Here is a 25,437-nt window from a genome sequence, read left to right as displayed (position 1 = left end):
TTGCGTTTTTTTAAGAATAACCTTATAATAGATTTTGCATGTCGCTAATGCGCCTGTAGCTCAGTTGGATAGAGCGGTAGATTCCGGTTCTACGTCAGTCGGGGGTTCGAATCCTCTCAGGCGCGCTGAAAATACATAATGTGATAAAAACCCCGATCATTCATTGAGAAGATCGGGGTTTTTATTTTGTGCGTATCTGTTATTATATAAATATAATGATTTTCGAAGGATGAACTGCGGTTACAAAGATGTTCTTTAGATTAAAGTTATACAAAATACGCACAAATACGATACGAACATTTATTTGGTTTTGCTATCGTAATGTAGTTCCTTAAAGGGTCGGAGTATGTTAGAATTTATATAATAGATGAGATACTTTTCGCTTTGGAATAGAAAAGGGGTATATATGACAAACCTAATCCGTTACAAAATGTTGTCGACTGAGGAAATATCTGAAGACAGACGGATCCACGTGTTCGACATGCAGCGTCAGCGGAAGCTGTCCTTCAATTATGAGTCGCTGAAACGTACACCCGAGAATTATGTAGGCGAAGAGTTAACGGACTTTCTGAAAAAGAGGAAAATGAAAATCGACAATGGTTTTTACGATAAGACCGGGCACGCTTCATAAGCGTGCCTTTTTTGTAAGGAAAGGGGTGTTCATATGAAGGAGGTAGTCTTGTACAGCAAGCCGGGTTGTAAATTGTGTGAAGAGGTAAAACAGTTGATCGAACTGTTCGATGCACATGTATTGGAAGTAAATATTGAGGATAATCCAGATCTATTGGAGAAATATATACTTGAAATACCGGTGGTCGATATCTCAGGCGAGACATTGGATTATAGAAGCATAGACTATTTCCAGTTGGAAAAGCGTTTACAATAAAAAACGTGTCGTATTCTGCTTGCGATTAGCCGGAGCGACTGTTAATATTAAACCTGTAATAAGATATTTTTTTGCTCCAAGCGGGACAGAATATGACTGGCTGGGACATAAATTATCCCGGTTGGTATTATTTCAAAGAAGGAGCTTTTTCCATGAGAGCGTTCATCGACTTACAGAAGAAATTATTCCCCGACGTTCTGGACGTTATGCAGCGGCGTTATCAGTTGTTGTACTACATTCAGATCATGCAGCCAGTCGGGCGGAGGGCGTTGGCGGAGAACATAGCACTCGCTGAGCGTACCGTTCGAAGTGAGGTTGATTTTCTTAATAAACAAGGCGCCGTCGAGATTACGTCCAGAGGTATGCATTTGACATATGAAGGGCAGAACATTCTTGAGCAGCTAGCCGAGTTTATTAAAGAGGTCACGGGAATAAAGGTTTTAGAACAGCAGCTTAAGGATAAATTAAACCTAGATTATGCTGTTGTTGTTCCTGGAGACAGCGATGAGCTCCCTTGGGTTAAACAAGAGATGGGAAAAGCGTGTACCGAATATTTGAAAAGGCATATTGTCCCGAATCAAGCAATCGCCATTACAGGTGGATCCACGATGGCCGCTGTCGCACAAATGATGCGTTCATACCGTGGAGCCGACCAGTGCCTGTATGTGCCTGCCCGCGGCGGTCTTGGGGAGAGAGTGGAGAATCAGGCCAATACGATCTGTGCTGAAATGGCCAAAAAAGCAAAAGGAGACTATCGTCTTCTTTATGTACCCGATCCACTTAGTGAAGAATCCTATATGACGATAAAAAAAGAGCCTTCCATTAAAGAAGTGCTTGAAATCATCCGCCATGCGGATATCGTCATCCACGGAGTAGGAGACGCCCTGACGATGGCTGAACGACGGAAAACATCCCGGGAACAGCTGGAGCTCATTAAAGAGAACCATGCTGTCGGGGAAGCTTTCGGATATTACTTCAATAGAAGTGGGGAAGTTGTTCATAAAGTCCGCACCGTCGGCCTTCAATTAGAAGATCTGAAGGATGCAGAGCACGTCATCGCTGTCGCAGGCGGCCGTTCCAAAGCCCAGGCGATCGCATCTTATTTCCAGCCCGGACAAAGTAATGTCCTCATCACGGATGAAGGGGCTGCACAAGAGTTAATAAGGGGTTTATCCCTTTAAATAAATGATTTTTTAATCATCAAGGAGGAATTTTGCATGACAGTAAGAATTGGTATTAACGGTTTTGGACGTATTGGACGTAACGTATTCCGCGCTGCGTTGAAAAACAACGACGTTAAGGTAGTTGCAGTAAACGACCTTACAGACGCTAACATGCTTGCACACCTTCTACAGTACGATACTGTACATGGTAAGTTGGATCAGGAAGTATCTACAAACGGTGACAACCTTATCGTTGGTGGTAAAGAAATTAAAGTACTTTCTGAAAAAGATCCTGCGCAACTTGGTTGGGGAGATCACGGTGTAGATATCGTAATTGAATCTACCGGCCGTTTCACTCAACGTGAAGATGCTAAGAAACACTTGGATGCAGGCGCGAAGAAAGTTATCATCTCTGCTCCAGCTAAAGGGGAAGACCTTACAGTCGTAATGGGAGTTAACGAAGACAAATACGACAAAGATTCTCACCATGTAATCTCTAACGCTTCTTGTACGACTAACTGCCTTGCTCCATATGCTAAGGTACTTGACGAGAAATTCGGTCTTAAACGCGGTATGATGACAACTGTTCACTCTTACACAAATGACCAGCAGATCCTTGACCTTCCACACAAGGATTACCGTCGTGCGCGTGCAGCAGCGGAAAACATCATTCCTACAACAACAGGTGCTGCTCAAGCAGTTGCTAAAGTTCTTCCACACCTTGATGGTAAACTTAGCGGTATGGCTATGCGTGTACCGACTGCGAACGTATCTATCGTAGACTTGGTTGCGGAGCTTGACAAAGACGTTACTGCTGAAGAAGTTAACGAAGCGCTTAAAGCAGAAGCAGAAGGCAAACTTAAAGGTATCCTTGGATACAGCGACGAGCCACTTGTATCTACTGACTACAATGGCAACACTCACTCTTCTGTAGTAGATGGTCTATCTACTCTTATCCTTGAAAACAACATGGTTAAAGTTGTATCTTGGTATGATAACGAAACTGGATACTCCAACCGTTGTGTAGACCTAGCTGTTTACCTTAAAAATCAAGGCCTGTAAGCCGAAAGCCTGATTTGAAAATACTATAAAAAAATGGAAAGGAGGGGGTCTCATGTCCTCCTCCTTTATCCATGTTTTATTGGTTCCCGTTCAGACGGCGTTTCCATATCAGGAAGATGTGGAAACGTACATAAGGGGACATCAAACACAACTCTAAGGAGGTTGTCATTCTATGAACAAGCAAACAATCCGCGACGTAGAAGTACAAGGGAAGACGGTTTTCTGCCGTGTGGACTTCAACGTACCTATGGCTGATGGAGAAGTGACAGATGACACTAGAATTAAAGCTGCCCTTCCTACCATCAAACACCTGACTGGCAACGGAGCGAAAGTCGTTCTTGCAAGTCACCTTGGACGTCCTAAGGGAGAAGTAGTAGAAGACCTGCGTCTTGATCCTGTTGCGAAGCGTCTAAGCGATCTGCTGGGGCAGACGGTTACGAAGACAGACGAAGTAGTAGGAGACGAAGTGAACAAAGCTGTGTCTGACATGGCAAACGGCGACATCGTCCTAATCGAAAACGTCCGTTTCCACCCTGGTGAAGAGAAGAATGACGCAGATTTGGCGAAAGCATTCGCAGATTTGGCTGACCTCTATGTGAATGATGCCTTCGGTGCAGCTCACCGTGCACATGCTTCTACAGCTGGTATTGCCGAGCATGTTCCTGCTGTAGCTGGCTTCTTGATGGAGAAAGAGATCAATGTACTCGGTAAAGCTCTATCAGATCCGGAGCGTCCGTTCACGGCAATTGTCGGCGGCGCGAAAGTTAAAGACAAAATTGGTGTGATCGATAATCTGCTAGACAAAGTCGATAATCTGATTATCGGTGGAGGACTTGCTTATACATTCGTGAAGTCTCTTGGCCACGAAATTGGTAAATCCCTGTTGGAAGAAGATAAAATCGATCTGGCGAAGGAATACATGAAGAAAGCAGAAGAAAAAGGCGTGAACTTCTATATGCCTGAAGATGTTGTCGTAGCCGACGACTTCTCTGATTCTGCCAATAAAAAAGAAGTTGCGATCGACAGCATTCCTGCTGATTGGGAAGCGCTTGATATCGGACCGAAAACGAGAGAGAAATACGCTAAAGTCATCAAGGATTCCAAACTTGTAATTTGGAACGGACCAATGGGCGTATTTGAAATTGAATCTTTCGCTAACGGTACGAAAGCTGTAGCCAACGCTCTTTCTGAAACGGAAGGATATACAGTCATTGGTGGAGGCGACTCTGCGGCGGCTGTCGAGAAATTCGGATTTGCAGACGCCATGGATCACGTATCCACAGGCGGCGGTGCTTCTCTTGAATTCATGGAAGGTAAAGAACTTCCAGGCGTCGCTCTATTGAACGATAAATAATAAAGGAGAGGTGAATCATTATGCGTAAACAAGTCATTGCAGGTAACTGGAAAATGAATAAGAATCACCGTGAAGCGGCTGATTTTGTTCAGACGACAAAAAATGAGGTTCCTTCTTCCGAGCAAGTGGAATCCATCGTTTGTGCTCCGTTCCCTTTTCTACAGAAACTGGTAGAAGAGACGGAAGGTACAAGCCTGAAAATCGGTGCACAGAATATGCACTTTGAAGAAAACGGAGCATTCACTGGGGAAGTTAGTCCGGTTATGCTGAAAGAACTTGGCGTGTCCCATGTCGTACTTGGTCACTCCGAGCGTCGCGAGATCTTCAAAGAAACAGACGAAGAAGTAAACAAGAAAGTCCATGCGGCATTCAAGCACGGTTTGACTCCAATCATCTGTGTAGGGGAATCCCTTGAACAGCGTGAAGCGGACCAGACAATGGACGTTGTTGAAACGCAAGTGAAGAAAGCGTTGGACGGTCTTACAAATGAACAGTGTGCAGAATCCATCATTGCTTACGAGCCTATCTGGGCGATCGGTACCGGTCGTACAGCTACTTCCGAGCAGGCAAATGAAGTATGCACATACATTCGTAAAGTTGTCAGCGAATTTGTTAACACAGAAGCTGCAGAAGCTGTACGTATCCAGTACGGTGGAAGCGTGAAGCCTGCTAACGTAGAGGAACTTCTATCCCAGTCTGATATCGACGGCGCACTTGTCGGCGGTGCCAGCTTAGAAGCGGATTCTTTCTTGAAATTAGTGGAGGCAGGTAAGCATGAGTAATCAAAACCTTGCTGCCTTGATCATCCTTGACGGCTTCGCTATCCGCGAGGAAGAGAAGGGGAATGCCGTCAAACAGGCGAACACACCAAATTTTGATCGGTACTGGAACAATTACCCCCACTCCCAGCTTACGGCTAGTGGAGAAGCGGTTGGGCTTCCGGAAGGTCAAATGGGTAACTCAGAAGTGGGTCACTTAAATATTGGTGCAGGCCGGGTGGTCTACCAAAGCTTGACAAGAATCAATCTTTCCATCCGTGAAGGAGATTTCTTTGAAAATGAAGTATTGCTGAACGCCGTTCGCCATGCAAAAGAAAACGGCAAAGCGCTTCACATTTTCGGTCTGCTTTCCGACGGTGGAATTCACAGTCATATCGATCATATGATTGCAACATTAAAGCTTGCTAAACAGGAAGGGCTGGAGAAAGTATTTATCCACGCATTCCTAGATGGTCGTGACGTAGGACAGCAGTCAGCGAAAACGTACATCAAGCAGGCACAGGAAGCGATGAAAGAAATTGGTATTGGTCAAATTGCGACGCTTTCCGGTCGTTATTTTGCGATGGACCGTGACAATCGCTGGGAACGTGTGAAGAAGGCTTATGACGCCATCGCTTATGGAGAAGGATCTAAGTATCAGGATCCAATTAAAGCGATGGATGATTCCTACGCAGAAAACGTGTACGATGAATTCGTTGAGCCGGTCGTTCTGACTGATGAAAACGGACAACCGCTCGGAACGGTAGAAGATGAAGAAAGTGTTGTATTCTTCAACTTCCGTCCTGACCGTGCGATCCAGCTTTCCAAGGCGTTCGCCAACGATGATTTCAGTGACTACGATCGTGGAGAAGAAGCTCCTAAGAATCTTCACTTCGTAGGAATGACTCAATACAGCGATCAAGTGAACAGTAAAGTTGCTTTTCCTCCGAACAATCTGAAGAATACGGTCGGAGAAGTACTTGCATCTAATGATATGAAGCAGCTGCGTATTGCGGAAACGGAGAAATACCCGCACGTAACGTTCTTCATGAGCGGTGGCCGCGAGCAGGAATTTGAAGGGGAAGAGCGCATCCTCATCGATTCTCCGAAAGTGGCGACATACGACCTTAAACCGGAAATGAGCGCCTACGAAGTAACGGATGCTCTACTGGGTGAATTGGATGCGGATAAGCATAATGCTATCATCCTCAACTTTGCCAACCCGGATATGGTTGGTCACTCCGGCATGCTTGAGCCGACAGTCAAAGCGATAGAAGCTGTCGATGAATGTCTAGGTAAAATCGTAGACAAAATCCTTGAAAAAGGCGGCCATGCGATCATCACGGCCGATCATGGTAATTCCGACGAGGTGACGACCTTGGACGGTGATGCGATGACGGCACACACGACGAACCCGGTTCCTGTAATCGTAACGAAAGAAGGCGTAGAACTTCGCGAAGGCGGAATTCTGGGCGATCTTTCACCGACGCTTCTTGAACTATTGGATGTCGAGCAACCAGAAGAAATGACAGGAAAATCATTAATCAAATAATTAAGGGAGAGAATTTATATGCCATACATTACTGACGTATATGCACGCGAAGTCCTTGACTCTCGTGGTAACCCAACTGTAGAAGTAGAAGTTTATACAGAATCCGGAGCTTTCGGTACAGCACTTGTACCAAGTGGAGCTTCAACTGGTGAATATGAAGCAGTTGAACTTCGTGACGGTGACAAAGAACGCTACCTTGGTAAAGGTGTTGAAAAAGCAGTTGCCAACGTAAATGAAACAATTGCTCCAAAACTTCTTGGAATGGACGTTACACAACAAGTCCTTATCGACCAAATGATGAGAGAACTTGATGGTACAGAAAACAAAGGAAACCTTGGTGCGAATGCAATTCTTGGTGTTTCCATGGCTGTTGCACACGCGGCTGCAGATGTTGTAGGTCTTCCACTTTACAAATATCTTGGAGGATTCACTGCTTCTACTCTTCCAACACCGATGATGAACATCCTAAACGGTGGAGAGCACGCGGATAACAACGTAGATATCCAAGAATTCATGATCATGCCTGTGGGCGCTCCTACTTTCAAAGAAGCTCTACGTATGGGTGCGGAAATTTTCCACTCCCTTAAGACAGTTCTTAAGAACAAAGGCTACAACACTGGTGTTGGTGACGAAGGCGGATTCGCTCCAAACCTTCAATCCAACGAAGAAGCACTATCTACTATTATTGAAGCAATTGAAGCAGCAGGCTACAAGCCGGATGCAGAAGTTAAGCTTGCTATGGACGTAGCATCTTCTGAAATCTATGAAGACGGCAAATATAACCTTAAAGGTGAAGGTGTCGTACGTACTTCTGAAGAAATGGTTGACTGGTACGAAGAGCTTGTTAACAAGTACCCGATCGTATCAATTGAAGACGGTCTTGATGAGAACGACTGGGAAGGTACGAAGCTTCTTACAGACCGTATCGGCGACCGCGTACAGCTTGTTGGTGACGACTTGTTCGTTACAAACACAGCTAAACTAAGCCGTGCGATTGAAGAAGGCGTTGGCAACTCTATCCTGATTAAAGTTAACCAAATTGGTACGCTTACAGAAACATTCGAAGCGATCGAAATGGCTAAACGTGCAGGTTACACAGCAGTCATCTCCCACCGCTCCGGTGAAACAGAAGACGCTACTATTGCTGACATCGCAGTTGCGACGAACGCTGGTCAAATTAAGACTGGTGCACCGTCCCGTACAGACCGTGTAGCTAAATACAACCAGCTTCTTCGTATTGAAGATCAGTTGCTTGGAACAGCTAACTATGCAGGTGAAAAAGCGTTCTACAACCTGAATAAATAATTTTTTCAAATTGAGCCTCTCTGATTATTCAGAGGGGCTTTTTTCTATGATATGATAGGAAAAGATTATCAGGAGTAGGAGAACGAATGTATGAAACGAGTAGCCAAATTCGTATGTTTAATTGTCTTTATATACAGTATTTATACCGCATATTCTGTGTGGACCTATGGAGAAGAGGAGCCTGTTCAAAAAGCAGATGCAGCCATCGTCCTCGGAGCCGCTCAATGGAATGGAAAACCAAGCCCTGTCTTTGAAGGAAGACTGAAACAGGGGATTGAACTGTATAAGGACGGGAAAGTGGACTACCTCGTCTTGACAGGTGGTAGAAGTGAAAACGCAGCTTCTTCGGAAGGGGAGACTGGTAAGGCCTATGCGATGGAGCATGGGGTCCCGGAAGAGCATATTCTTTATGAGGATCGTTCCATGGTGACGGAAGAGAATTTGACGAATGCAAAAGAGGTAGCCGAACAAAAAGGGATTCACACGTATATTCTCGTCAGTGATCAATTCCACCTCAAGCGTGCGGTAGGGATGGCGAAGAACCAGGGAATGAACGTACGAGGCGTCCCGACGAAATATAGTGCTTATGAGACGTTGGAAACGAAAGTACCCTTTTTCCTGAAGGAGTGGGGGTACTCGATGGGCCAGCAGGTAACGAAGATTTTAATTGTGTGAGGTGACTTATGGAGCTGGAAGATGCGATTCTCGGGCGAAGATCCGTTCATGAGTATAAACAGGAGTTGGTTCCCGAAGGAGTATTAGAGGGAATTTTCACAAAAGCTTCCTGGGCTCCCACCCACCATATGAAGGAGCCTTGGAATATTTATATGTACCAGGGGGCGGGGGTGAAAATGTATGCGGACAATGTGCTCCGCAGCTATGAGAGGCAGGGCTTCTTCTCGGGATACAAAGAAGACCGTCAAACAAAAGTGAGAGAAGGTATCCGTGATTTCTTATTGCGCATTCCTCATCATGCCCTTATTTATATGGAGAAGGACCCGGATAAGAGGAAATACGATGAAGATTATGCTGCGGTATGCGCCTATATCCAAAATGTTCAGCTTCTCGCCTGGGAATCTGGAGTGGGTGTTCTGTGGACGACGAATCCTTATTTGTACGATTCGGAGTTCGTCCGTGATATCGGATTGGATCCGCACATTCACCGTCTCGTGTCTGTGTTGCAGATGGGGTATCCGGCGAGAGTTCCTAAGCCGAAGCTGCGGACGGAGATAGGTAAGAAGTTGAGTATTATCGATCGATAATAAACAGAGTGAACCCGACGTGGGCATTATAAGCGACAAAGACCATGGTTAGAAGCGTTTTCGTTGCGTGGCAGGGTTTGGGGTTTGTAATAGGCAGAAAGATCATAGAAGGTCTCTAATAAAGAAAAAAAGCTGACGCTTAAGGGGCGTCAGCTTTTTTGTGTTTGTCTTCATGGAGATCCTCTGCGGGCAAAGGATCGACGGTGTGTTTATAGTCATAGCCTTTAGAGACAGCAAAACCAAACATAGCGGCTATCAGTAGTACAATACCGATGCACACGATTAAGAGAATCGTCAATGTCATGGAAACACATCTCTTTCGTCAGATTCGACGTACTGAGACTTGCATCAGCACACACTTATTGTCCCACAAAGCAATTAGTTATACCAGTTTTATTTCTGTGTCTTTTCTTTAATGAAATCAACGACTTCTTCTGCAGTACCCATAGAAAGAATCTGATCCTTGAAGGAAGCAAGCTCTTTCTTGGATAGATCTTTGATTTGTGTACGTGCAGGAAGAATGGATGTGGCGCTCATACTGAATTCGTCCAAGCCGAGTCCAAGCAGGATAGGGATAGCGATTTCGTCTCCCGCCATCTCTCCACACATGCCGGCCCATTTGCCTTCGGCGTGAGCAGCTTCAATCACGTTATTGATAAGGTTCAGGATGGCAGGGTTGTATGGTTGATACAAGTAGGATACTCGTTCGTTCATACGGTCAGCAGCCATCGTGTATTGAATAAGGTCATTTGTACCGATACTGAAGAAGTCGACTTCTTTAGCGAACTGACGAGCGATGACCGCCGTAGCAGGGATCTCAACCATCATACCGACTTCAATGTCATCCGATACTTCCTGACCTTCCTTCACCAAGTTGGCTTTCTCTTCTTCAAGAAGAGCTTTTGCCTGACGGAACTCGTCCAGCGTAGCAATCATTGGGAACATGATTTTAAGGTTCCCGTGAACGCTCGCACGAAGTAGTGCTCTCAGCTGCACACGGAAAATATCGTCGCGCTCAAGGCAGAGACGGATAGCACGATAGCCGAGGAACGGGTTCATTTCATGTGGAAGTTCCAAATAGTCCAATTCTTTGTCGCCGCCGATGTCAAGCGTCCGGACAACAACTGGTTTGTCTCCCATTTGCTTCAGAACGGAGGAATACGCATCGTATTGCTCTTCTTCTGTTGGAAGCTGGCTTTTGCCCATGTATAGGAATTCTGTACGATACAGACCGACACCTTCACCGCCGTTGTTCAAAACTCCTTCTACGTCTTCCGGAGTACCGATGTTGGCAACAAGCTCCACGTGCTCCCCTTCAGAAGTGATGGTCGGCTCATCTTTAAGCTTCGCCCATTCCTGTTTCTGCTTCTCGAAATCATCCTGCTTCTGTTTGTACGCTGCAATCTGCTCGTCAGAAGGATCGATGATGACATCTCCGCTGATACCGTCAACGATGATCATCGTATCTTTATCAGCCTGGGAAGTGATGTTCTTCGTACCTACGACCGCAGGGATTTCAAGCGAGCGGGCCATGATAGCGGAGTGGGATGTACGTCCTCCGATGTCTGTAGTAAACCCTTTAACGTACTGTTTGTTTAATTGAGCTGTATCAGAAGGAGTAAGATCATCGGCAACGATGACTACTTCTTCGTTGATCAATGCTGGATCCGGGAAGGTCACACCCAGAAGGTGGGCCATAACACGTTTTGTAACGTCGCGGATATCAGCAGCACGTTCGCGCATGTACTCGTTATCCATGCTTTCAAACATGTTGATAAACATATCCGCCGTTTCAGATAAGGCAAACTCAGCATTTACATTATCACTCTTGATTTTATCTTCTACAGGCTGGATCAACTCCGGATCACTAAGGACCAAAAGGTGAGCAGAAAAGATTTCTGCATGTTCGTCACCAAGTGATTTCTTCGTATGTTCCTTGATTTTCTCCAATTCTGATTTAGAAGTGTTCAAAGCCTCATGCAGGCGTTTTACTTCTTCTTCTGGTTGTTCAATATCGTTTTTCGTGAACGAAAGGTCTGGAGCTTCCAGACGATATACTTTCGCTATGGCGATGCCGCTGGAAGCTGCAATACCTTGAAGCTGTGTCATGCTGTTATTCCCCCAAGCCTTCATTCTTCATAGTGTTTTCTAAATGATCGATTGCTTCTTGTTCATCGTTGCCTTCTGCAGTAATCTTCACTTCTGCGCCGGCAGGGATGCCAAGGCTCATGATTCCCATGATGGATTTCAGGTTCACGGCCTTCTCTTTGTAATGTAAGTTGATATCAGACTCGTATTTACCAGCATTCTGAACAAGAACAGTGGCTGGACGAGCGTGTACACCGTCAGCAGATGTAATTTTAAAAGTTTTTTCTACCATGATAATTCCTCCTAAGAATTAGTGTTAATGATGAAAATACCCTAACTTTATCATTTTAAGCTTTTCTTAGGTCTTTTTTCAACAATCCTACAATAATTGCGCCAAGAATCGATCCGGCAATAATTGCCACCAGGTAAAGCAGAATTTGCGTTATTCCACCTGCCACCAACGGAGCTACAATAATTCCGCCGTGTGGTGCCTGTAGGTCGATGCCGAACAACATTGTCAACATTCCGGCGAGGGCGCTACCAGCCACCATGGACGGGATAACACGCGCCGGGTCCGCTGCTGCAAACGGAATCGCACCTTCGGTAATGAAGAATGCGCCGAGTGGATAGGCTGCTTTTCCAGTTTCGCGTTCTTCTTTCGTAAATTTATTTTTGAACAGCGTTGTGGCAAGAGCCATAGCCAGTGGTGGAACCATTCCACCTGCCATCGCTGCTGCGATGAACGTGTAGTTTCCAGCCTCAAGAGCTGCGATACCGAACGTGTAAGCCGCTTTGTTTACGGGACCACCCATATCTACAGCCATCATACCGCCGACAATTAACCCGAGAAGGGCAAGGTTGGAACCGCTCATGCTGTCAAGTAAATCAAAGAGCCATGTGTATACACTTGTTAGAGCAGGGTTGATGAGTAACATAATCATTCCTGTAAGGAAAATCGCAAAAAGAGGATATAGAAGAACCGTCTTCAATCCGTCCATAACAGCTGGCAGGCCTTCAAGCATTTTCTTCACAAGGAGTGTCAAATAACCGGCTAGGAAACCGGCGATTAATCCGCCTAAGAAACCAGAACCGTTTCCAGCACCTTCAACTGTTTGAGTAACGGCAATCAAACCACCGATCATACCTGGGGCGAAACCTGGTTTATCAGCAATACTGGATGCGATGAAACCGGCAAGGACAGGAACGAGCAGGAAGAATGCGTTTGCGCCGCCAATGATGTTCAGCATTTCTGCGAAGCGGTTGTATTCGCCGCTGGCCGGATCTGCGGAGTTAATTCCCCAGAAGAAAGAAATAGCGATCAGAATTCCGCCTCCGACAACAAATGGAAGCATGTTGGATACACCGTTCATCAGGTGCTTGTAGAATCCGGAACGTCCTTTAGCATCAGAGCCGCTGTCTTGCTTCTCGCCTCCGCCTTGATAGATCGGTGCGTCTTTATCTACTGCTTTCTGAATAAGTTCTTTCGCTTCGTGGATTGCTTTGGCAACAGGTACTTGAATGACCGGCTTGCCGGCGAATCCTGACATATCCACATTGACATCAGCTGCTACGATGATAGCGTCTGCTTCTTCAATATCTTCTGCTGTCAGACGGTTTTTTACACCGCTGGACCCGTTAGTCTGTACTTTGATCTGGACACCCATGTCTTTAGCTGTTGCTTTCAACTTATCAGCCGCCATGTACGTGTGAGCGATACCTGTTGGGCATGCAGTGACTGCAAGGACTTTACCGGATGCGCCGTCTCCTGTTTCTTCTTCGCCTTCTTCTTCCGCTTCTTTAGCGTTAATAGCAGCGAGAACGTCTTCATCCGTCTCTGCTGCTTCCAGCTTCTCGCGGAAATTCGTGTCCATCAAGAAGGAAGAAAGGCGGGACAGCGTTTCCAGGTGAGCGTTGTTTGCACCTTCAGAAGCCGCAATCATGAAGAACAAGTTTGTCGGCTGTCCGTCCAGTGACTCGTAATCCAATCCTTCTGTGGAACGTCCAAAAGCGATCGCTGGATTTTTTACAGCAGCTGTTTTGGCGTGAGGAATAGCAATTCCGTCACCGATTCCTGTTGTGCTTTGTTCTTCCCGAGCTTCGATGGCCTGTTTGAATGCAGCGCGGTCATTCAATTTTCCTGCGGTATCAAGCTTACCGACAAGTTCATCGATCGCTTCCGGCTTAGAAGCGGCAGACATGTTCAACAAAATGGTGTCTTTTGTCAAAAGATCTGTGATTTTCATATGGTTACACTCCTTATTTAATAGTAGTTAATTTAATTTCTGGCAGTAATTTCTCCACGTCTTCCTGCTGACAAAGGTCATCCTGGAAGGCTGTAGCACTTCCGGAAGCTACGCCGTAGCGGAATGCTTCCTCTTCCGGCTTGCCGTGGTGAAGGGCAGATAGAAAACCGGATACGACAGAATCGCCGGCTCCTACTGAATTCTTCAATACACCTTTCGGAACATTGGCGTAACGAACGCTCTCTTTTCCTACATAAACGGCGCCCTCGCCGCCCATTGATACAATGACGTGCTCCACACCTTTGTCCAAAAGTTTCTTCCCATACTCCGCTGCGAGTTCTTTGGAGTCTATCGTTACATCAAATAACTCTCCAAGTTCATGGTGATTGGGTTTCAGCAGGAATAAAGGAAGGCCGATCAGCTGTTCGAGTGCTTTTCCTGAAGTATCGGCTACTACTTTCGTTCCGTTCTCTGCGCAGATACCTACAACGGTTACGTAGAAATCAGATGGCAGGGAGGAAGGGACACTTCCTGCAAGCACAAGCGTATCGTTCTCATCCATACTGCGGATTTGTGTAAGGAGGGTTTCCTGTAATATTTCTGAGATTTCAGGTCCTGGACCGTTAATTTCAGACTCACCCTGGCTCTTCAACTTAACATTGACACGCGTGTTCTGCTTCGTGTCGATGAAGTCGTGGGATACATTTTCCGCTTCAAGAGCTTCTTTTACAAACGCTCCCGTGAACCCGCCGAGGAACCCGAGTGCTTTTGTTTCGACACCGAGTCTGCCCATGACGCGGGACACGTTGATTCCTTTTCCGCCCGGGTAGTAGAAGGTCCGTTCTGCGCGGTTCAATTCACCGGCTTCGAATCCATCTACATGCATAATGTAATCAATGGAAGGATTCAATGTACAAGTATAAATCATGTAGTCACAACCTTTATGTTCGTTTTGCTTTGATATTCTTTCAAGTCTTCTCCATCATAGTCTGTCACAATTTCAGCATCCGATAGATCGGAAATCTTAGTGAAGCTGACTTCCCCGAATTTCGAGTGATCAATCAATACATAACGCTTCCGCGAAAAACGGATCGTCGTTTGTTTGATAACAGCTTCTTCAGGATCCGGTGTCGTAAAACCGTCCTCCAGGGTGACGCCGTTCGCTCCCATGAAACAGATATCAAAGCGATACTGCTTCAAGTTATCCAAAGCGCCGGCTCCTATGACTGCGCCGGTCCGGTGTTTGACCCTTCCACCTAAGACGTATGTCGCTATCTGATGGTCATTGAGGGCATCCAGATGGGATAGACCGTTCGTTACAACAGTGATGTCGTTTTGCTTAAGGTACGGAATCATTTCGAATGTTGTGGAACCCGCATCAAGAAATATGCAATCTCCGTCCTGTACAAGGGATGCGGCAAATTTTGCTATGTGAGTTTTTTCTTTGTGAAACTTGGTAGCTTTCTCGCGCATCGTCGGTTCCGTATTCGCAGAGCTCTTCAGGGAGGCACCGCCGTGGACGCGTCTCAGCAACCCTTCCTTTTCCAAATGATCTAAGTCACGACGGATCGTTGATTCAGAAGCACCCGTAGCATCGACCAGTTGTTGTATCTTAGCTGTGTGATTGTTTTTGACTGCTTTCAGGATGAGTTGGTGACGATCTGGCGTGAGCATGCACGATCCTCCTCTCCGATGATTCCTACAACCATAATAAAGTAAGCACTTACATAAAGCAACCAAAAATAATCAAAAACAATCAATAACTTTCAACATTATACACGAAATTCGTCAAAATACGCGAAAAACCTACAAAAAATTTTAGAGTGGAATGGATAATTATCTTGCTGGAACAAGGTGTTTATGCTACATTTAAACTAGTTATTTGTACGTCTTCCGGGAGGTGTTGGATATTATGGAAACACTTGCGATTACTTTATTGACGATTGATACGGTTATTTTGATCATTCTGGTTCTTCTGCAGTCAGGAAAGAGTGCCGGGCTGTCCGGAGCTATTTCCGGCGGAGCGGAACAGCTGTTCGGTAAGCAAAAAGCAAGAGGGATTGATGCAGTCCTTCACAGAGCAACTATCGTGACAGGAGTTCTGTTCTTCGTTTTCGCTTTCTTGGCGACATATATTCTCGGGTAAAACAAAATGATGCACATAAGACCGCGCCTATTTTAAGCGCGGTTTTTCTATTTATTCCCCTGCTTCCATGATCTGCATGCATGGAAAGGAAATGCCACTTCTTCTTGCATTTGATAAAATAGAAACGATTGTGTAAGAGAATGAAATTGCGTAATTAGGACAATGATGAAGGTAAGGAGAGAATGACATATGAAAATCAAACAACCTCAGCCATTTACGTTTGAAGGAGGAGAACGTGCGGTATTATTACTACATGGATTCACGGGGCATTCTGCCGATGTGAGAATGCTGGGACGATTCCTTCAAAAGAACGGATATACGGCTCATGCGCCCATTTACAGAGGGCACGGCCGTGAACTGGAAGCTTTGATCGATGCAAGACCGGAGGATTGGTGGAAGGATGTACAGGATTCCTTAAACCATCTAAGGGATTCCGGTTACGAGAAGATTGCAGTCGCTGGTCTTTCCCTAGGCGGTGTGCTCGGATTGAAAACCGCTTATTCCGAACCGATTAAAGGTCTTGTTACGATGTGTGCACCGATGTTCTTCGATAACGAAAAACAGCTCACACAAGGATTTGAATTCAAAGCAAGACAGTACAAACAACTGGAAGGCAAAGATAAAGAAACGATTGATAAAGAGGTAGCTGAGCTGCTCGATGAATCGTCTGAAATGTTCAAACAACTTGGCGCTTTTATCACAAGCGTACACGATGAAGTCGACCAAATCTACACACCGACTTTCGTTGTCCAGGCTGCACAGGATGACATGATCAACACAGATAGTGCTGACTACATCTATGAGCAGGTGGAAGCAGATCAAAAAGATATTAAATGGTACAAAAACTCCGGGCATGTCATTACGATGGATAAGGAAAAGGAACAGCTTCACGAAGATATACTTGAATTCCTTGAATCATTGGATTGGTCATAAACACCGGAGTCTTGTCCTTCATTTAAAAGGAGGTAAGACAAATTGAGTTCAGAATTAAAGCAGAAGATATTAGATTTATTCCAGGAGCATATTTCCAAACCATTATCCGTCGAAGAATTGCAGGATGCATTGGAACTTGATGGGGCTGATTCATTTAAGGAATTAATGAAGACGCTGAACAGTCTTGAAGAGGAAGGGGAGCTCGTTCGTACTAGGAAAAACCGCTTCGGTCTACCGGAGAAGATGAATTTGATCCGTGGCCGAATCCAAATGCATGCCAAAGGTTTCGCATTCCTCATTCCTGATGAGGAAGACAAAGATGATGTGTACATCCATCATTCCGATTTGAATTCTTCCATGAACAATGACAAAGTACTTGTTCGAATTGAGAAGCGGAAGGAAGATGGAACAAGGCCGGAAGGTGCGGTTATCAGAATTCTTGAAAGAGCGACAACCCGCGTGGTGGGGACCTATGAATCCAGCCGCAATTTCGGTTTTGTCATTGCGGATGATAAACGTATCCCTAATGATATTTTCATTCCGAAGGGACAGACGAATGGTGCGGTGGACGGCCATAAAGTCATCGTCAATATCACCAAATTCCCTGAAGGGCGTATGAGTGCGGAAGGTGAAATTGTTGAAATACTTGGTCACAAAAATGACCCGGGTATCGATATCATTTCCATTATATATAAGCACGGAATTAAGGTGGACTTTCCGGAAGAAGTGCTGCAGCAGGCAGCGGATACACCGGAGACAATCAGTGAAGATGAAATTAAGAACCGTCGGGATCTTCGTGATGAAACGATCGTTACGATTGACGGGGCGGATGCGAAGGACTTGGATGACGCGGTTACAGTGAAGAAACTGGATAACGGCCATTTCAAACTCGGTGTTCATATCGCAGATGTTTCCTATTATGTCAAAGACGGATCTCCTATTGATAAAGAAGCGAGGGAACGCGCGACCAGTGTGTATTTGGTGGATCGGGTTATTCCTATGATTCCTCACCGGTTATCGAATGGAATCTGCTCTCTGAATCCTCAGGTGGACAGGTTGACGTTGTCCTGCGAGATGGAAATCGACAGCAGCGGTGAAGTAGTCCAACATGAAATTTTCCAAAGTGTGATCAAGACAAATGAACGAATGACATATAAAGATGTAAACAGCATTCTTGAAGATGAGGATGAGGAACTCATTAAGAAATATGAGAGCCTTGTACCGATGTTCCGGGAAATGGAAAGACTGGCCAGCACGCTGCGCGGAAAACGCATGGGACGCGGAGCTATCGATTTCGATTTCAAAGAAGCCGGCGTCGTTGTGGACGAAGAAGGAAAAGCAGTCGATGTCAAGCTTCGGGAACGGTCGGTGGCAGAGCGTTTGATTGAAGAATTCATGCTTGCAGCCAACGAAACCGTTGCGGAGCACTTCCACTGGATGGAGGTCCCTTTCATTCACCGGATTCACCAGGACCCGGATGAAGAGAAACTGCAAAAGTTCTTTGAATTTGTAGCAAACCTGGGCTATGTCGTGAAAGGCTCTGCCGAGAGTGTTCACCCGCAGGCGCTGCAGAAAGTGTTGGAAGAAGTCAAAGGGACGCAGGAAGACATGATCATATCAAAACTGATGCTCAGATCCATGCAGCAGGCTAAGTATGATCCGCAGAGCCTTGGACACTTCGGTCTTGCAACGGATTTCTATACGCACTTTACATCTCCGATCCGCCGTTACCCGGACTTAATTGTGCATCGCCTGATCCGCACTTACCTTGTAGAAGATAAGCTGGATTATAAGACGCGTAAGCATTGGAAAGATCAAATGCCGGAGATCGCCCGCCATTCGTCCGAAATGGAACGGGCGGCAGTTGATGCCGAACGGGAAACAGATGATTTGAAAAAAGCGGAATTCATGCAGGATAAAATCGGGGAAGAGTTTGAAGGTGTCATCAGTTCCATCACCAGTTTCGGTATGTTCGTTGAATTACCGAATACAGTGGAGGGCCTTGTTCATGTTAGTACTTTAACAGATGATTACTATTCCTTCCACGAAAACCAGTTCGCTATGATTGGAGAAAGGACCGGGAACGTCTTCCGTATTGGAGATGAAGTCACCATCCGTGTGACGAATGTAAATCTTGATGAACGGGTTGTGGATTTCGAAATTGACGGTATGAAGCCCCGTAAACAGCGTCCCCGTCCGGAGCGTCCAAAGCAGATTAAATCCAAAGGACCGGAACGGAAGAAAGATAAGAAGAAAAACAAGCAAAAAGGAAACAAACCATTTTATAGAAATAAAGGCGTTCCTAAAAAAGGAAGCAAGAAAAAGAAAAAATAACAAAAAAGCCGTCCATTGCGGACGGCTTTTTTGTTTAGGCACTGAGTTTGTTCTGTACGTTCTCGATGTCTTTTTCGTTGAGGTGACGGGCAGAGGTCTTTAGGTCTACATCGACATAGCGCGCCCATTGAGGCAGCTCCTGCTCGTCGATCAAATGATTGTTCAAAACCTCGCCGTTGTGTTCTGCGCAGATTTGGTAGGAAACGAACAGTCTGCCCTGCATCAGTTCACGATCGTGAGAAACGGAAACGATCGTCCAGCGGTCTTTTTCTACCTGCTCCCAGTCGTCTGCGAGAGCGTCTGTCGTGGAGAGTTGATAGATAGCCGGTTCATTGTGATCGAAGAAGCTTATCGTTCCTTGTTCGTCTTTTGTTATATATCCAGCACTTGTCCATGAAGTACGTCGTAATGCATTACCTTCGTCCAACAGCTGTACGGCTTGAATAAAGTTCATTTTATCATTTATCCTTTCTGGAGAAGAAGTTTCACCATCAGGATTTTAAAGACTAAACCCACTCGTGTCAATACTTACAGGTTGATTTCATTAAAAAGTCAAGATGGTTCCGCTTCCATTGTCCGTACAGGATCCAAGGGTCCTGAAATTCAAAGGCAGTCGTGTTTGGGATGGTTTGGAAGCCTGCTTCGGTAAAGTCAAACCAGCACCCATCATTTTCGCTGTTCTTCTTCCAGTACTCCAGCACGGTTTCATAAAAACCGGGTTGATGAAAAGCATCATCCCAACTGTATTTCACATGGGCATATGCTTCACCTTTTACATCATTTCTAATGATCATAAAACGATCCTCTGCTTTGTTTATGTAGAAAGAGGAAGCTTTCATGTAAGCATCTGTAAAGAATACCTCGTCGTAGGGAAGGGGATAGTAGCATTCATAAGGGAAAACCTTTGAAGCGTACTGCATCAGAAGGCTGCGTTTATGAGAGGGATCGGTGACTTCCTCCCAGACAGGCCCTGGTGTGTGCCCTTTCAAGTGCTCTGGTTTCTTAAGAATGACGGCATGAGTAACCGATTCACCGTGAAAACCGAGTTTGGAAAATACTCTTCTCGCTGCTTTGTTGTTTATTTGTGTGTGCCCTCCGAACCAACGGATATTCTCATTTATTTGAAAATCTTCAATAACGCGGGAAAGCAGGTTGGTGGAGCAGCCCTTTCCTTGGTGCCGTCGGTCACTCCGCAGCCGCCCCAGCATCGCATAACGTCCCTTGCCATATAGACTGATGCCGCAGATGGAAAGGAGGGCATCGTCTTCAAACATCCCGTACAAGTACTCGCTATCCGATTCCACTAAACGTGGAAAGATACGCAGCACGTAATCATCTTCTATTCCTGTATCCATTCGCTTAAAGACATCATAGTCGTTTCGTGTTAAGCGCCTTATATCAGCCATCGCTTGTTCTCCTTTTCTATATATACATCCATCTTCTCATATGCCGTTTAAAGAAGTCTATTCTAATAAATCAGATAATTGCGACGTTCGTTTGGAATTGGAAACAACGGGTACATTTGGTACAATAGAAGGTACGCGAAAGAGGAGGAAAGCTTATGCCTAAGGGAAACGGAAAGACATTAGCACAAAATAAAAAAGCACGTCATGATTACCATATAGAAGAGACGTTTGAAGCGGGCATTGTCCTTCAGGGCACGGAGATCAAGTCGATCCGTAATGGACGCCTAAATTTGAAAGACAGCTTCGCCCGGATTAATAAAGGGGAAGTGTTTCTCCATAACATGCATATTTCGCCTTATGAACAGGGGAACATCTTCAATCACGACCCGACTCGGGCGCGTAAACTGCTTCTGCACCGAAAAGAAATCAACCAGCTTATTGGTCAGACCCAGCAGAAAGGGTATTCGGTCGTACCGCTCAAAGTCTATATAAAAAACGGGGTAGCGAAGGTTTTAATTGGACTCGGTAAAGGGAAGAAGAAATATGACAAACGGGAAGACTTGAAGCAGAAACAGCAGAAGCGGGAAATTGACCGCGCCATGAAAGACAGCCTGCGGTAGCTCCGGGTTGAAAAAATAAATGTTTCTGTTATAATAATATTTGTCGTCAATATGACATTGGATACAGCTTGACTGTACTCCCTTTTAATCCTAACGGGGACGTTACGGATTCGACGGGGATAGGTCGAGCTCGGGTCGCGAGTCGAGCGACGTCTCGTAAACCGTCATTTGCCTATAATAACTGGCGAATCTAAACAAAACCTAGCTGTAGCTGCGTAAGTAGTCTATAGCTGATCCTTCCCGGCATCGCCCATGTGCTGGATGAAGGGTCTCAAACTGAAGTGGGCTACGCGTTTCTCCACCGCCTGAGGAGAGACGAAGAGACTAATCAGGCTAGCTCCTCGGAAGCCTGTTGATAGGCCGAAGAGGTAGTGAATGATAATATATCAACTACGCCCGTAGAAGCCCGAGTGCCGATATCTCCGGACGTGGGTTCGACTCCCACCGTCTCCACCAATACATACTATTGGTGGTTTTTTTATGCTTAAAAAACAGAAAGCTGCCCCTGAAGGAGCAGCTTTTTTTATTCTCTTGTCACAGGCAGCGTCATGCAGCGTATTCCACCACCGCCTTTTTCCAGTTCATCAACATCAATTTCAATCAGCCGCTTCTTTCGGAAGACATCTTCTTTAAGAATTTTTTTGTTGGCTTTCGTACTGATCAGGATGGTTTCCGGATCCAAATTAAGAAAGTTAATATCTGCGACAGTATGCTTTACATCATCGGTCCACACGGGGGAATAACCGTGACGCTCAAGGAAGGGGCCTGTCATCATATACGAAGCACCATCCTCCTTCCATACTTCCACAGGAAAGAAACGCATGTAGCTTTTGCAGAGGATGGAAGTCGCACCTATGATGGCGCAGTTCATATCCAAGTGCATTTCCGCTCCTTGTCGGGGCAGATCAATGATACCGACTTCTGAGAATCCGCTTGCAAGCAGTCGATCTTTCAAAAGTCGTGCGCTCTCGTGACTGGAGCGTAATCCTACATTGATAAAGACGGCATCTCTGCTGAGAAGGAGAACATCTCCAAATTCGAGCGCGTGCAGAGGATCGTTCCAGTCAACAGAATATTGGTCAGGACTTGTCCATTTCTCAAAAAGAGGATGCGCAAGCCGGTATTCCGGCCGTCTTAGAGAGGTGCCAGCTTCACCAGGGATGAATATCGATCCGAAACTGCAGGCAAGATCTCTTGTGAAATAACGGTTGATTAATTGTTTATGGGTGTTTTGGTCCTCTTTAGACAAGTAATTGCAGTAGTTGATCACTTCCACACCCTCTGTCTTCATCGCATCCACCATGCCTTCGAAAGAGGCCCTAGCTTTGTCGGATTGGACGGGCTTTTCCCACTGCACATAATCCGCAGTTTTCTGATCGGGAATATCGAGACAGGATGGTGTACAGACGATGACAGTCTTCAAACGATCAAATTCATTCCAGCAGTTCGGATTCAGCATAACACGTTCCCCCTGGTCATTTTTAAATTTAGTTTGTCCCTACGTGCTTTATCCATTCGTTTACATAAACTTCTCATTTCCCCTAAGACTAAGAAATAAAAAGGGGGAGAAAACCGTGGATGGAAAGCTGACTTGGTGGCAGATGTCCTTCATAGGCGTGGGCTGTATTATCGGAACAGGATTTTTCTTAGGGTCAAGCATAGCGATAGAACTGGCCGGGCCGTCGGTCCTTGTTTGTTATCTGGCAGCCGGAATCGGTACCTATATCGTTTTTCACGCCCTTGCTTCTATGACGGCACACCATCCAGAGAAAGGGTCCTTCCGTACGTATGCGAAACAGGCATTTGGAACGTGGGCGGGATTTGGGAACGGTTGGCTGTACTGGTGCTCCGAAATGCTTATTATGGGGAGTCAATTAACTGCCTTAGCAATATTCGCCAGGTTCTGGTTCCCGAATGTGCCTCTTTGGTTGTGTGCGGCCTGTTTCGCGGTGCTTGGTCTGAGTGTGTTGTGGATCGGTACACAATTAATTGAGAAACTTGAGAATATATGTGGGCTGATTAAATTGGCAGCACTCGTCATGTTTCTTATCTTAGCGATTGTCGCTCTCTTCGGGGGCTTTGAGGAATCCGCCGGACAAACCCTTTCCTCTCCGCTGGAAGAATTTTTCACGCAGGGGTTCAACGGGATATGGGCAGCTCTGATCTTTTGTTTTTATGCCTTTGGTGGAATAGAAGTGATGGGGCTGATGGCAAAGGAATTAAAAGATCCTAAGGACGCATTAAGGTCGGGTAAGTGGATGCTTCTTGCGTTGACGGTCCTCTATATTCTGGGGTTCTGGCTTGTTATGGAGATTGTTTCGTGGGCAGCGATATCGCCCGATGAGAGTCCTTTTCTTTCGGCCTTGAAGACGTTCTCCCTTCCGTTGGTCCCTGATATCTTCAACGGTCTTTTGATTGTTGCCGGATTTTCGACGATGGTCGCCTCGCTGTATGCTGTCACTACGATGTTAATGACTTTAAGTGAGGAGGGGGATGCTCCGGCTCGGTTTAAGGAAGAGAAATCGGGAAGGGTTTCCGGAGCAGCATTCTTGCTTACTGTGATCGTGGTCGCCGCTTCGGTTATTCTCGCCGTCTGGCTGCCTGAGACGATCTTCGAGTATATCACCACGGCTGCGGGACTGCTCCTTCTTTATAACTGGGCATTCATCCTCCTCTCTTATTATAAATTAATGGCTCGGGCATGGTTTGCCAAGATCAGGGTTACAACCGGTCTCCTGCTTCTATTGTCAGCGGTGACAGGTACACTTCTTGAAAAGATTGCAAGAACCGGCTTTTATGTAAGTCTGCTGTTTCTCATTGTGATCGCAATTGCCACCTATATAAAGCAAAAACAGTCTCCGATCATGAAGTCATGATCGGAGACTGTTCCATTTCTGTTTCATTGCCATAAACGGGCACTTAGAAGGCGAGGTATTCTCTTCTGCCAGGAAATATTGTTTCCATTCGTGGTTATTCTCTTCTCCGTACCACTTAAGGGAAGGGTGGATAGGGAGGTCATCATAAATAGAAAGACGTTTCCTTATAACATTCTGCAGTTTTCTCCCTAGCGGAGTGGAGGCGTTTATTTTTTCAAATACAAAGCGGGGCTGGAAGGCGAGAAGCAGATAAGGAAAGTGTCTGCTCTTCCTTCGTTCGTGAGCGGGAGTCGCGCAGAAAGCGAAGTAAGGCTCTCCGTCGTAACAGAATTCCCAGGCAGGATCTGATGGGTCAAGTGGGATATGTTCGGGCCATTCTCTTTCGTCCGCAGCGTGACATTCATTTAGAAGGTTCCAGAACAACGACTCATAATCTTTGATTTGATAAGAATGGAGGCAAGGCTCACACAAAACGACAAGAGAAGCGTAATCACCCGTTTCTCTTGAAATTGTTCCGTATTGCTTTAAAATTTGTCCAAGTGTTTCCGGCGCAGCGGATCCGCTTGGATCGGATAAAAATGCGAACCGCAGCATATCCGCTTTGAATCCTTGGATACCGGGAACACATGGATAGGGGCTCTCTCTGGAGAGCATCAATTCGGAAAAGCTTGTGAAGGCTTTAGACTGCCAAGTGGTTCGTTCCGGAGCATTCTCCAGTTCTGTTTTTCTGTAAAGCATAAACAAGCGCGCTCCTTCCTGGGGATACATACCTATCGTATGGAAGGAGGAGAATGCGGGTGTTTGTCTATCCAAAAATCATTCGGTATGCTTGAAAGCCAAAATACACTCCGAAGCCCATCAGCATGATTCCGGACGTAATGGATACGCCGCGAAGCAGTCGTCCGGTGAGTAGACGGCGTGCGCCGGATGCGGCGAGTGCCATCAGGATGTCCCATAACATGATGCCGAGAAATATGCCGCCGCTGTATAGAAGTATCTCTGCGTCATCATATCTGGACGAAACCTCGGCGAGAATGGAACCGTAAATCCCCATCCAAAACAGAATGTTCAAAGGATTTGTCAGGGCCATAAGGAAGCCTGTCCGAAACGATTTCCTTTTCGAGCTGCCGGATATGTGCTCCTCTTCGTTCCACCCTCCGGAGGAGTGGATACTTTCCACTCCCGTATAGAGAAGAACGAAAGCCCCGAACGACCAGAGGAAGCTCTTAACAAGAGGGAAATCGACATACTGGGCCAGTCCAAGATAAATAAGCAGCATAAACAGGGCATCTGCTGCCATCGCTCCGATTCCGACAAGCCATGCATGGAGAAAACCGTAACGAACTCCTTTGTCCAACTGGGCGGCGTTAATAGGACCGAGGGGAGCGGATAGGGAGATGCCGAGTAGTATGTAACTGAAAAACATCCAATTCCTCCTTTATGGGAGCG

General features: G+C 45.9%; 26 protein-coding genes, 1 tRNA gene and 1 other RNA gene. 17 read left to right on the top strand and 11 right to left on the bottom strand.

All coding sequences use genetic code 11. The annotated features are described in order from the left end of the window. The first annotated feature begins 49 nt into the window (after positions 1-49). The 11 genes from AXG56_RS09670 (at position 50) to AXG56_RS09620 (ending at position 9,342) form a co-directional block, all read left to right on the top strand. Positions 50-125: transfer RNA gene (locus AXG56_RS09670), tRNA-Arg, on the top strand. A 281-nt stretch (positions 126-406) separates the two neighbouring features. Continuing rightward, positions 407-631, top strand: a complete 225-nt coding sequence (locus AXG56_RS09665; protein ID WP_008634094.1) for a hypothetical protein — start codon at positions 407-409, stop codon at positions 629-631. Between the two features lie 33 nt (positions 632-664). After that, a complete protein-coding gene (locus AXG56_RS09660) occupies positions 665-886 on the top strand; it encodes a glutaredoxin family protein (RefSeq protein WP_062514221.1) in 222 nt (73 codons plus the stop codon). 152 nt (positions 887-1,038) lie between these two features. Further along, positions 1,039-2,067: a sugar-binding transcriptional regulator gene (locus tag AXG56_RS09655; RefSeq protein WP_062514219.1), complete on the top strand. Its 1,029-nt coding sequence runs from the start codon at positions 1,039-1,041 to the stop codon at positions 2,065-2,067. 36 nt (positions 2,068-2,103) lie between these two features. Further along, complete coding sequence (gap, locus tag AXG56_RS09650) at positions 2,104-3,111, top strand: type I glyceraldehyde-3-phosphate dehydrogenase (protein WP_062514217.1); 1,008 nt, start codon at positions 2,104-2,106, stop codon at positions 3,109-3,111. A 172-nt stretch (positions 3,112-3,283) separates the two neighbouring features. Further along, positions 3,284-4,465 carry a phosphoglycerate kinase gene (pgk, locus tag AXG56_RS09645; protein ID WP_008634099.1) on the top strand — a complete coding sequence of 394 codons (1,182 nt, stop codon included), beginning with the start codon at positions 3,284-3,286 and terminating at the stop codon, positions 4,463-4,465. Positions 4,466-4,485: 20 nt separating this feature from the next. Then, positions 4,486-5,247, top strand: a complete 762-nt coding sequence (tpiA, locus tag AXG56_RS09640; protein WP_008634100.1) for a triose-phosphate isomerase — start codon at positions 4,486-4,488, stop codon at positions 5,245-5,247. Further along, on the top strand, positions 5,240-6,775 hold the full coding sequence (gpmI, locus tag AXG56_RS09635) for a 2,3-bisphosphoglycerate-independent phosphoglycerate mutase (protein ID WP_008634101.1): 1,536 nt from the start codon (positions 5,240-5,242) through the stop codon (positions 6,773-6,775). The genes tpiA and gpmI overlap by 8 nt, the downstream gene beginning before the upstream one ends. Before the next feature lie 18 nt (positions 6,776-6,793). Continuing rightward, a complete protein-coding gene (gene eno / locus AXG56_RS09630) occupies positions 6,794-8,080 on the top strand; it encodes a phosphopyruvate hydratase (protein ID WP_008634102.1) in 1,287 nt (428 codons plus the stop codon). Positions 8,081-8,170: 90 nt separating this feature from the next. Continuing rightward, positions 8,171-8,755 carry a YdcF family protein gene (locus AXG56_RS09625; RefSeq protein ID WP_008634103.1) on the top strand — a complete coding sequence of 195 codons (585 nt, stop codon included), beginning with the start codon at positions 8,171-8,173 and terminating at the stop codon, positions 8,753-8,755. An 8-nt stretch (positions 8,756-8,763) separates the two neighbouring features. After that, positions 8,764-9,342 carry a nitroreductase gene (locus tag AXG56_RS09620; protein ID WP_008634104.1) on the top strand — a complete coding sequence of 193 codons (579 nt, stop codon included), beginning with the start codon at positions 8,764-8,766 and terminating at the stop codon, positions 9,340-9,342. Positions 9,343-9,481: 139 nt separating this feature from the next. Here the strand turns inward: AXG56_RS09620 and ytzI are convergent, their stop codons facing one another. The 6 genes from ytzI to AXG56_RS09595 form a co-directional block, all read right to left on the bottom strand. Further along, the gene (gene ytzI, locus AXG56_RS19150) at positions 9,482-9,646 is read right to left on the bottom strand and encodes a YtzI protein (RefSeq protein WP_008634105.1); all 165 of its coding nucleotides are present in this window, start codon (positions 9,644-9,646) and stop codon (positions 9,482-9,484) included. A gap of 89 nt (positions 9,647-9,735) precedes the next feature. Further along, the gene (gene ptsP, locus AXG56_RS09615) at positions 9,736-11,451 is read right to left on the bottom strand and encodes a phosphoenolpyruvate--protein phosphotransferase (RefSeq protein WP_008634106.1); all 1,716 of its coding nucleotides are present in this window, start codon (positions 11,449-11,451) and stop codon (positions 9,736-9,738) included. A 4-nt stretch (positions 11,452-11,455) separates the two neighbouring features. Next, a complete protein-coding gene (locus AXG56_RS09610) occupies positions 11,456-11,722 on the bottom strand; it encodes a phosphocarrier protein HPr (RefSeq protein ID WP_008634107.1) in 267 nt (88 codons plus the stop codon). 55 nt (positions 11,723-11,777) lie between these two features. Further along, on the bottom strand, positions 11,778-13,673 hold the full coding sequence (locus tag AXG56_RS09605) for a PTS fructose transporter subunit IIABC (RefSeq protein ID WP_008634108.1): 1,896 nt from the start codon (positions 13,671-13,673) through the stop codon (positions 11,778-11,780). Positions 13,674-13,686: 13 nt separating this feature from the next. After that, positions 13,687-14,601, bottom strand: coding sequence for a 1-phosphofructokinase (gene pfkB, locus AXG56_RS09600; RefSeq protein ID WP_008634109.1), 915 nt, complete (start codon positions 14,599-14,601; stop codon positions 13,687-13,689). After that, on the bottom strand, positions 14,598-15,347 hold the full coding sequence (locus AXG56_RS09595; RefSeq protein WP_008634110.1) for a DeoR/GlpR family DNA-binding transcription regulator: 750 nt from the start codon (positions 15,345-15,347) through the stop codon (positions 14,598-14,600). Before AXG56_RS09595 ends, pfkB begins: the two co-directional genes overlap by 4 nt. 238 nt (positions 15,348-15,585) lie before the next feature. On the opposite strand from AXG56_RS09595, the gene secG reads away from it, so the two are divergent. From secG to rnr, 3 genes are all read left to right on the top strand, one after another. Continuing rightward, positions 15,586-15,819, top strand: coding sequence for a preprotein translocase subunit SecG (secG, locus tag AXG56_RS09590; protein ID WP_008634112.1), 234 nt, complete (start codon positions 15,586-15,588; stop codon positions 15,817-15,819). Positions 15,820-16,008: 189 nt separating this feature from the next. Then, positions 16,009-16,752, top strand: a complete 744-nt coding sequence (locus AXG56_RS09585) for a carboxylesterase (protein ID WP_008634114.1) — start codon at positions 16,009-16,011, stop codon at positions 16,750-16,752. A gap of 42 nt (positions 16,753-16,794) precedes the next feature. Beyond that, a complete protein-coding gene (rnr, locus tag AXG56_RS09580) occupies positions 16,795-19,086 on the top strand; it encodes a ribonuclease R (RefSeq protein WP_008634116.1) in 2,292 nt (763 codons plus the stop codon). A gap of 34 nt (positions 19,087-19,120) precedes the next feature. Here the strand turns inward: rnr and AXG56_RS09575 are convergent, their stop codons facing one another. Both AXG56_RS09575 and AXG56_RS09570 read right to left on the bottom strand, forming a co-directional pair. Beyond that, positions 19,121-19,540, bottom strand: coding sequence for a hypothetical protein (locus tag AXG56_RS09575; RefSeq protein WP_008634118.1), 420 nt, complete (start codon positions 19,538-19,540; stop codon positions 19,121-19,123). Positions 19,541-19,607: 67 nt separating this feature from the next. Then, positions 19,608-20,492, bottom strand: coding sequence for a GNAT family N-acetyltransferase (locus AXG56_RS09570; RefSeq protein WP_026578243.1), 885 nt, complete (start codon positions 20,490-20,492; stop codon positions 19,608-19,610). Positions 20,493-20,647: 155 nt separating this feature from the next. Here AXG56_RS09570 and smpB point away from each other — a divergent pair, with 155 nt between their 5' ends. Continuing rightward, on the top strand, positions 20,648-21,112 hold the full coding sequence (smpB, locus tag AXG56_RS09565; RefSeq protein ID WP_008634122.1) for an SsrA-binding protein SmpB: 465 nt from the start codon (positions 20,648-20,650) through the stop codon (positions 21,110-21,112). Between the two features lie 95 nt (positions 21,113-21,207). Then, positions 21,208-21,568, top strand: a transfer-messenger RNA (tmRNA) gene (ssrA, locus tag AXG56_RS09560). Positions 21,569-21,635: 67 nt separating this feature from the next. On the opposite strand, the gene AXG56_RS09555 is transcribed toward ssrA, so the two are convergent. Further along, positions 21,636-22,571: an arginine deiminase family protein gene (locus AXG56_RS09555; protein WP_008634124.1), complete on the bottom strand. Its 936-nt coding sequence runs from the start codon at positions 22,569-22,571 to the stop codon at positions 21,636-21,638. Between the two features lie 115 nt (positions 22,572-22,686). Here AXG56_RS09555 and AXG56_RS09550 point away from each other — a divergent pair, with 115 nt between their 5' ends. Beyond that, positions 22,687-23,988, top strand: coding sequence for an amino acid permease (locus tag AXG56_RS09550; protein ID WP_008634126.1), 1,302 nt, complete (start codon positions 22,687-22,689; stop codon positions 23,986-23,988). Here AXG56_RS09550 and AXG56_RS09545 read toward each other — a convergent pair. Together AXG56_RS09545 and AXG56_RS09540 are read right to left on the bottom strand one after the other, a co-directional pair. Next, positions 23,983-24,726 (bottom strand): YqcI/YcgG family protein, encoded by a 744-nt coding sequence (locus AXG56_RS09545; protein WP_062514216.1) that lies wholly within the window; start codon positions 24,724-24,726, stop codon positions 23,983-23,985. The genes AXG56_RS09550 and AXG56_RS09545 overlap by 6 nt on opposite strands. A gap of 67 nt (positions 24,727-24,793) precedes the next feature. Further along, complete coding sequence (locus AXG56_RS09540; RefSeq protein ID WP_008634130.1) at positions 24,794-25,414, bottom strand: LysE family transporter; 621 nt, start codon at positions 25,412-25,414, stop codon at positions 24,794-24,796. Between the last annotated feature and the right edge of the window lie 23 nt (positions 25,415-25,437).

The organism is Halobacillus sp. KGW1 (genome assembly GCF_001592845.1).
Classification (GTDB): domain Bacteria; phylum Bacillota; class Bacilli; order Bacillales; family Halobacillaceae; genus Halobacillus.
Note: the sequence above shows the minus strand (reverse complement) of the source record. Positions and strands in the feature narration are given on the sequence as shown.

Bases quoted from the DNA above. Each gene is read 5' to 3' on its own strand.
- tpiA (WP_008634100.1), top strand. From the start codon at position 4,486: ATGCGTAAACAAGTCATTGCAGGTAACTGGAAAATGAATAAGAATCAC.
- AXG56_RS09555 (WP_008634124.1), bottom strand. From the start codon at position 22,571: ATGCTGAATCCGAACTGCTGGAATGAATTTGATCGTTTGAAGACTGTC.
- AXG56_RS09625 (WP_008634103.1), top strand. From the start codon at position 8,171: ATGAAACGAGTAGCCAAATTCGTATGTTTAATTGTCTTTATATACAGT.
- AXG56_RS09605 (WP_008634108.1), bottom strand. From the start codon at position 13,673: ATGAAAATCACAGATCTTTTGACAAAAGACACCATTTTGTTGAACATG.
- AXG56_RS09655 (WP_062514219.1), top strand. From the start codon at position 1,039: ATGAGAGCGTTCATCGACTTACAGAAGAAATTATTCCCCGACGTTCTG.
- gpmI (WP_008634101.1), top strand. From the start codon at position 5,240: ATGAGTAATCAAAACCTTGCTGCCTTGATCATCCTTGACGGCTTCGCT.
- eno (WP_008634102.1), top strand. From the start codon at position 6,794: ATGCCATACATTACTGACGTATATGCACGCGAAGTCCTTGACTCTCGT.
- AXG56_RS09570 (WP_026578243.1), bottom strand. From the start codon at position 20,492: ATGGCTGATATAAGGCGCTTAACACGAAACGACTATGATGTCTTTAAG.
- pfkB (WP_008634109.1), bottom strand. From the start codon at position 14,601: ATGATTTATACTTGTACATTGAATCCTTCCATTGATTACATTATGCAT.
- AXG56_RS09540 (WP_008634130.1), bottom strand. From the start codon at position 25,414: ATGTTTTTCAGTTACATACTACTCGGCATCTCCCTATCCGCTCCCCTC.
- AXG56_RS09660 (WP_062514221.1), top strand. From the start codon at position 665: ATGAAGGAGGTAGTCTTGTACAGCAAGCCGGGTTGTAAATTGTGTGAA.
- ytzI (WP_008634105.1), bottom strand. From the start codon at position 9,646: ATGACATTGACGATTCTCTTAATCGTGTGCATCGGTATTGTACTACTG.
- ptsP (WP_008634106.1), bottom strand. From the start codon at position 11,451: ATGACACAGCTTCAAGGTATTGCAGCTTCCAGCGGCATCGCCATAGCG.
- gap (WP_062514217.1), top strand. From the start codon at position 2,104: ATGACAGTAAGAATTGGTATTAACGGTTTTGGACGTATTGGACGTAAC.
- AXG56_RS09585 (WP_008634114.1), top strand. From the start codon at position 16,009: ATGAAAATCAAACAACCTCAGCCATTTACGTTTGAAGGAGGAGAACGT.
- AXG56_RS09620 (WP_008634104.1), top strand. From the start codon at position 8,764: ATGGAGCTGGAAGATGCGATTCTCGGGCGAAGATCCGTTCATGAGTAT.
- AXG56_RS09665 (WP_008634094.1), top strand. From the start codon at position 407: ATGACAAACCTAATCCGTTACAAAATGTTGTCGACTGAGGAAATATCT.
- smpB (WP_008634122.1), top strand. From the start codon at position 20,648: ATGCCTAAGGGAAACGGAAAGACATTAGCACAAAATAAAAAAGCACGT.
- secG (WP_008634112.1), top strand. From the start codon at position 15,586: ATGGAAACACTTGCGATTACTTTATTGACGATTGATACGGTTATTTTG.
- AXG56_RS09545 (WP_062514216.1), bottom strand. From the start codon at position 24,726: ATGCTTTACAGAAAAACAGAACTGGAGAATGCTCCGGAACGAACCACT.
- pgk (WP_008634099.1), top strand. From the start codon at position 3,284: ATGAACAAGCAAACAATCCGCGACGTAGAAGTACAAGGGAAGACGGTT.
- AXG56_RS09595 (WP_008634110.1), bottom strand. From the start codon at position 15,347: ATGCTCACGCCAGATCGTCACCAACTCATCCTGAAAGCAGTCAAAAAC.
- AXG56_RS09610 (WP_008634107.1), bottom strand. From the start codon at position 11,722: ATGGTAGAAAAAACTTTTAAAATTACATCTGCTGACGGTGTACACGCT.
- AXG56_RS09575 (WP_008634118.1), bottom strand. From the start codon at position 19,540: ATGAACTTTATTCAAGCCGTACAGCTGTTGGACGAAGGTAATGCATTA.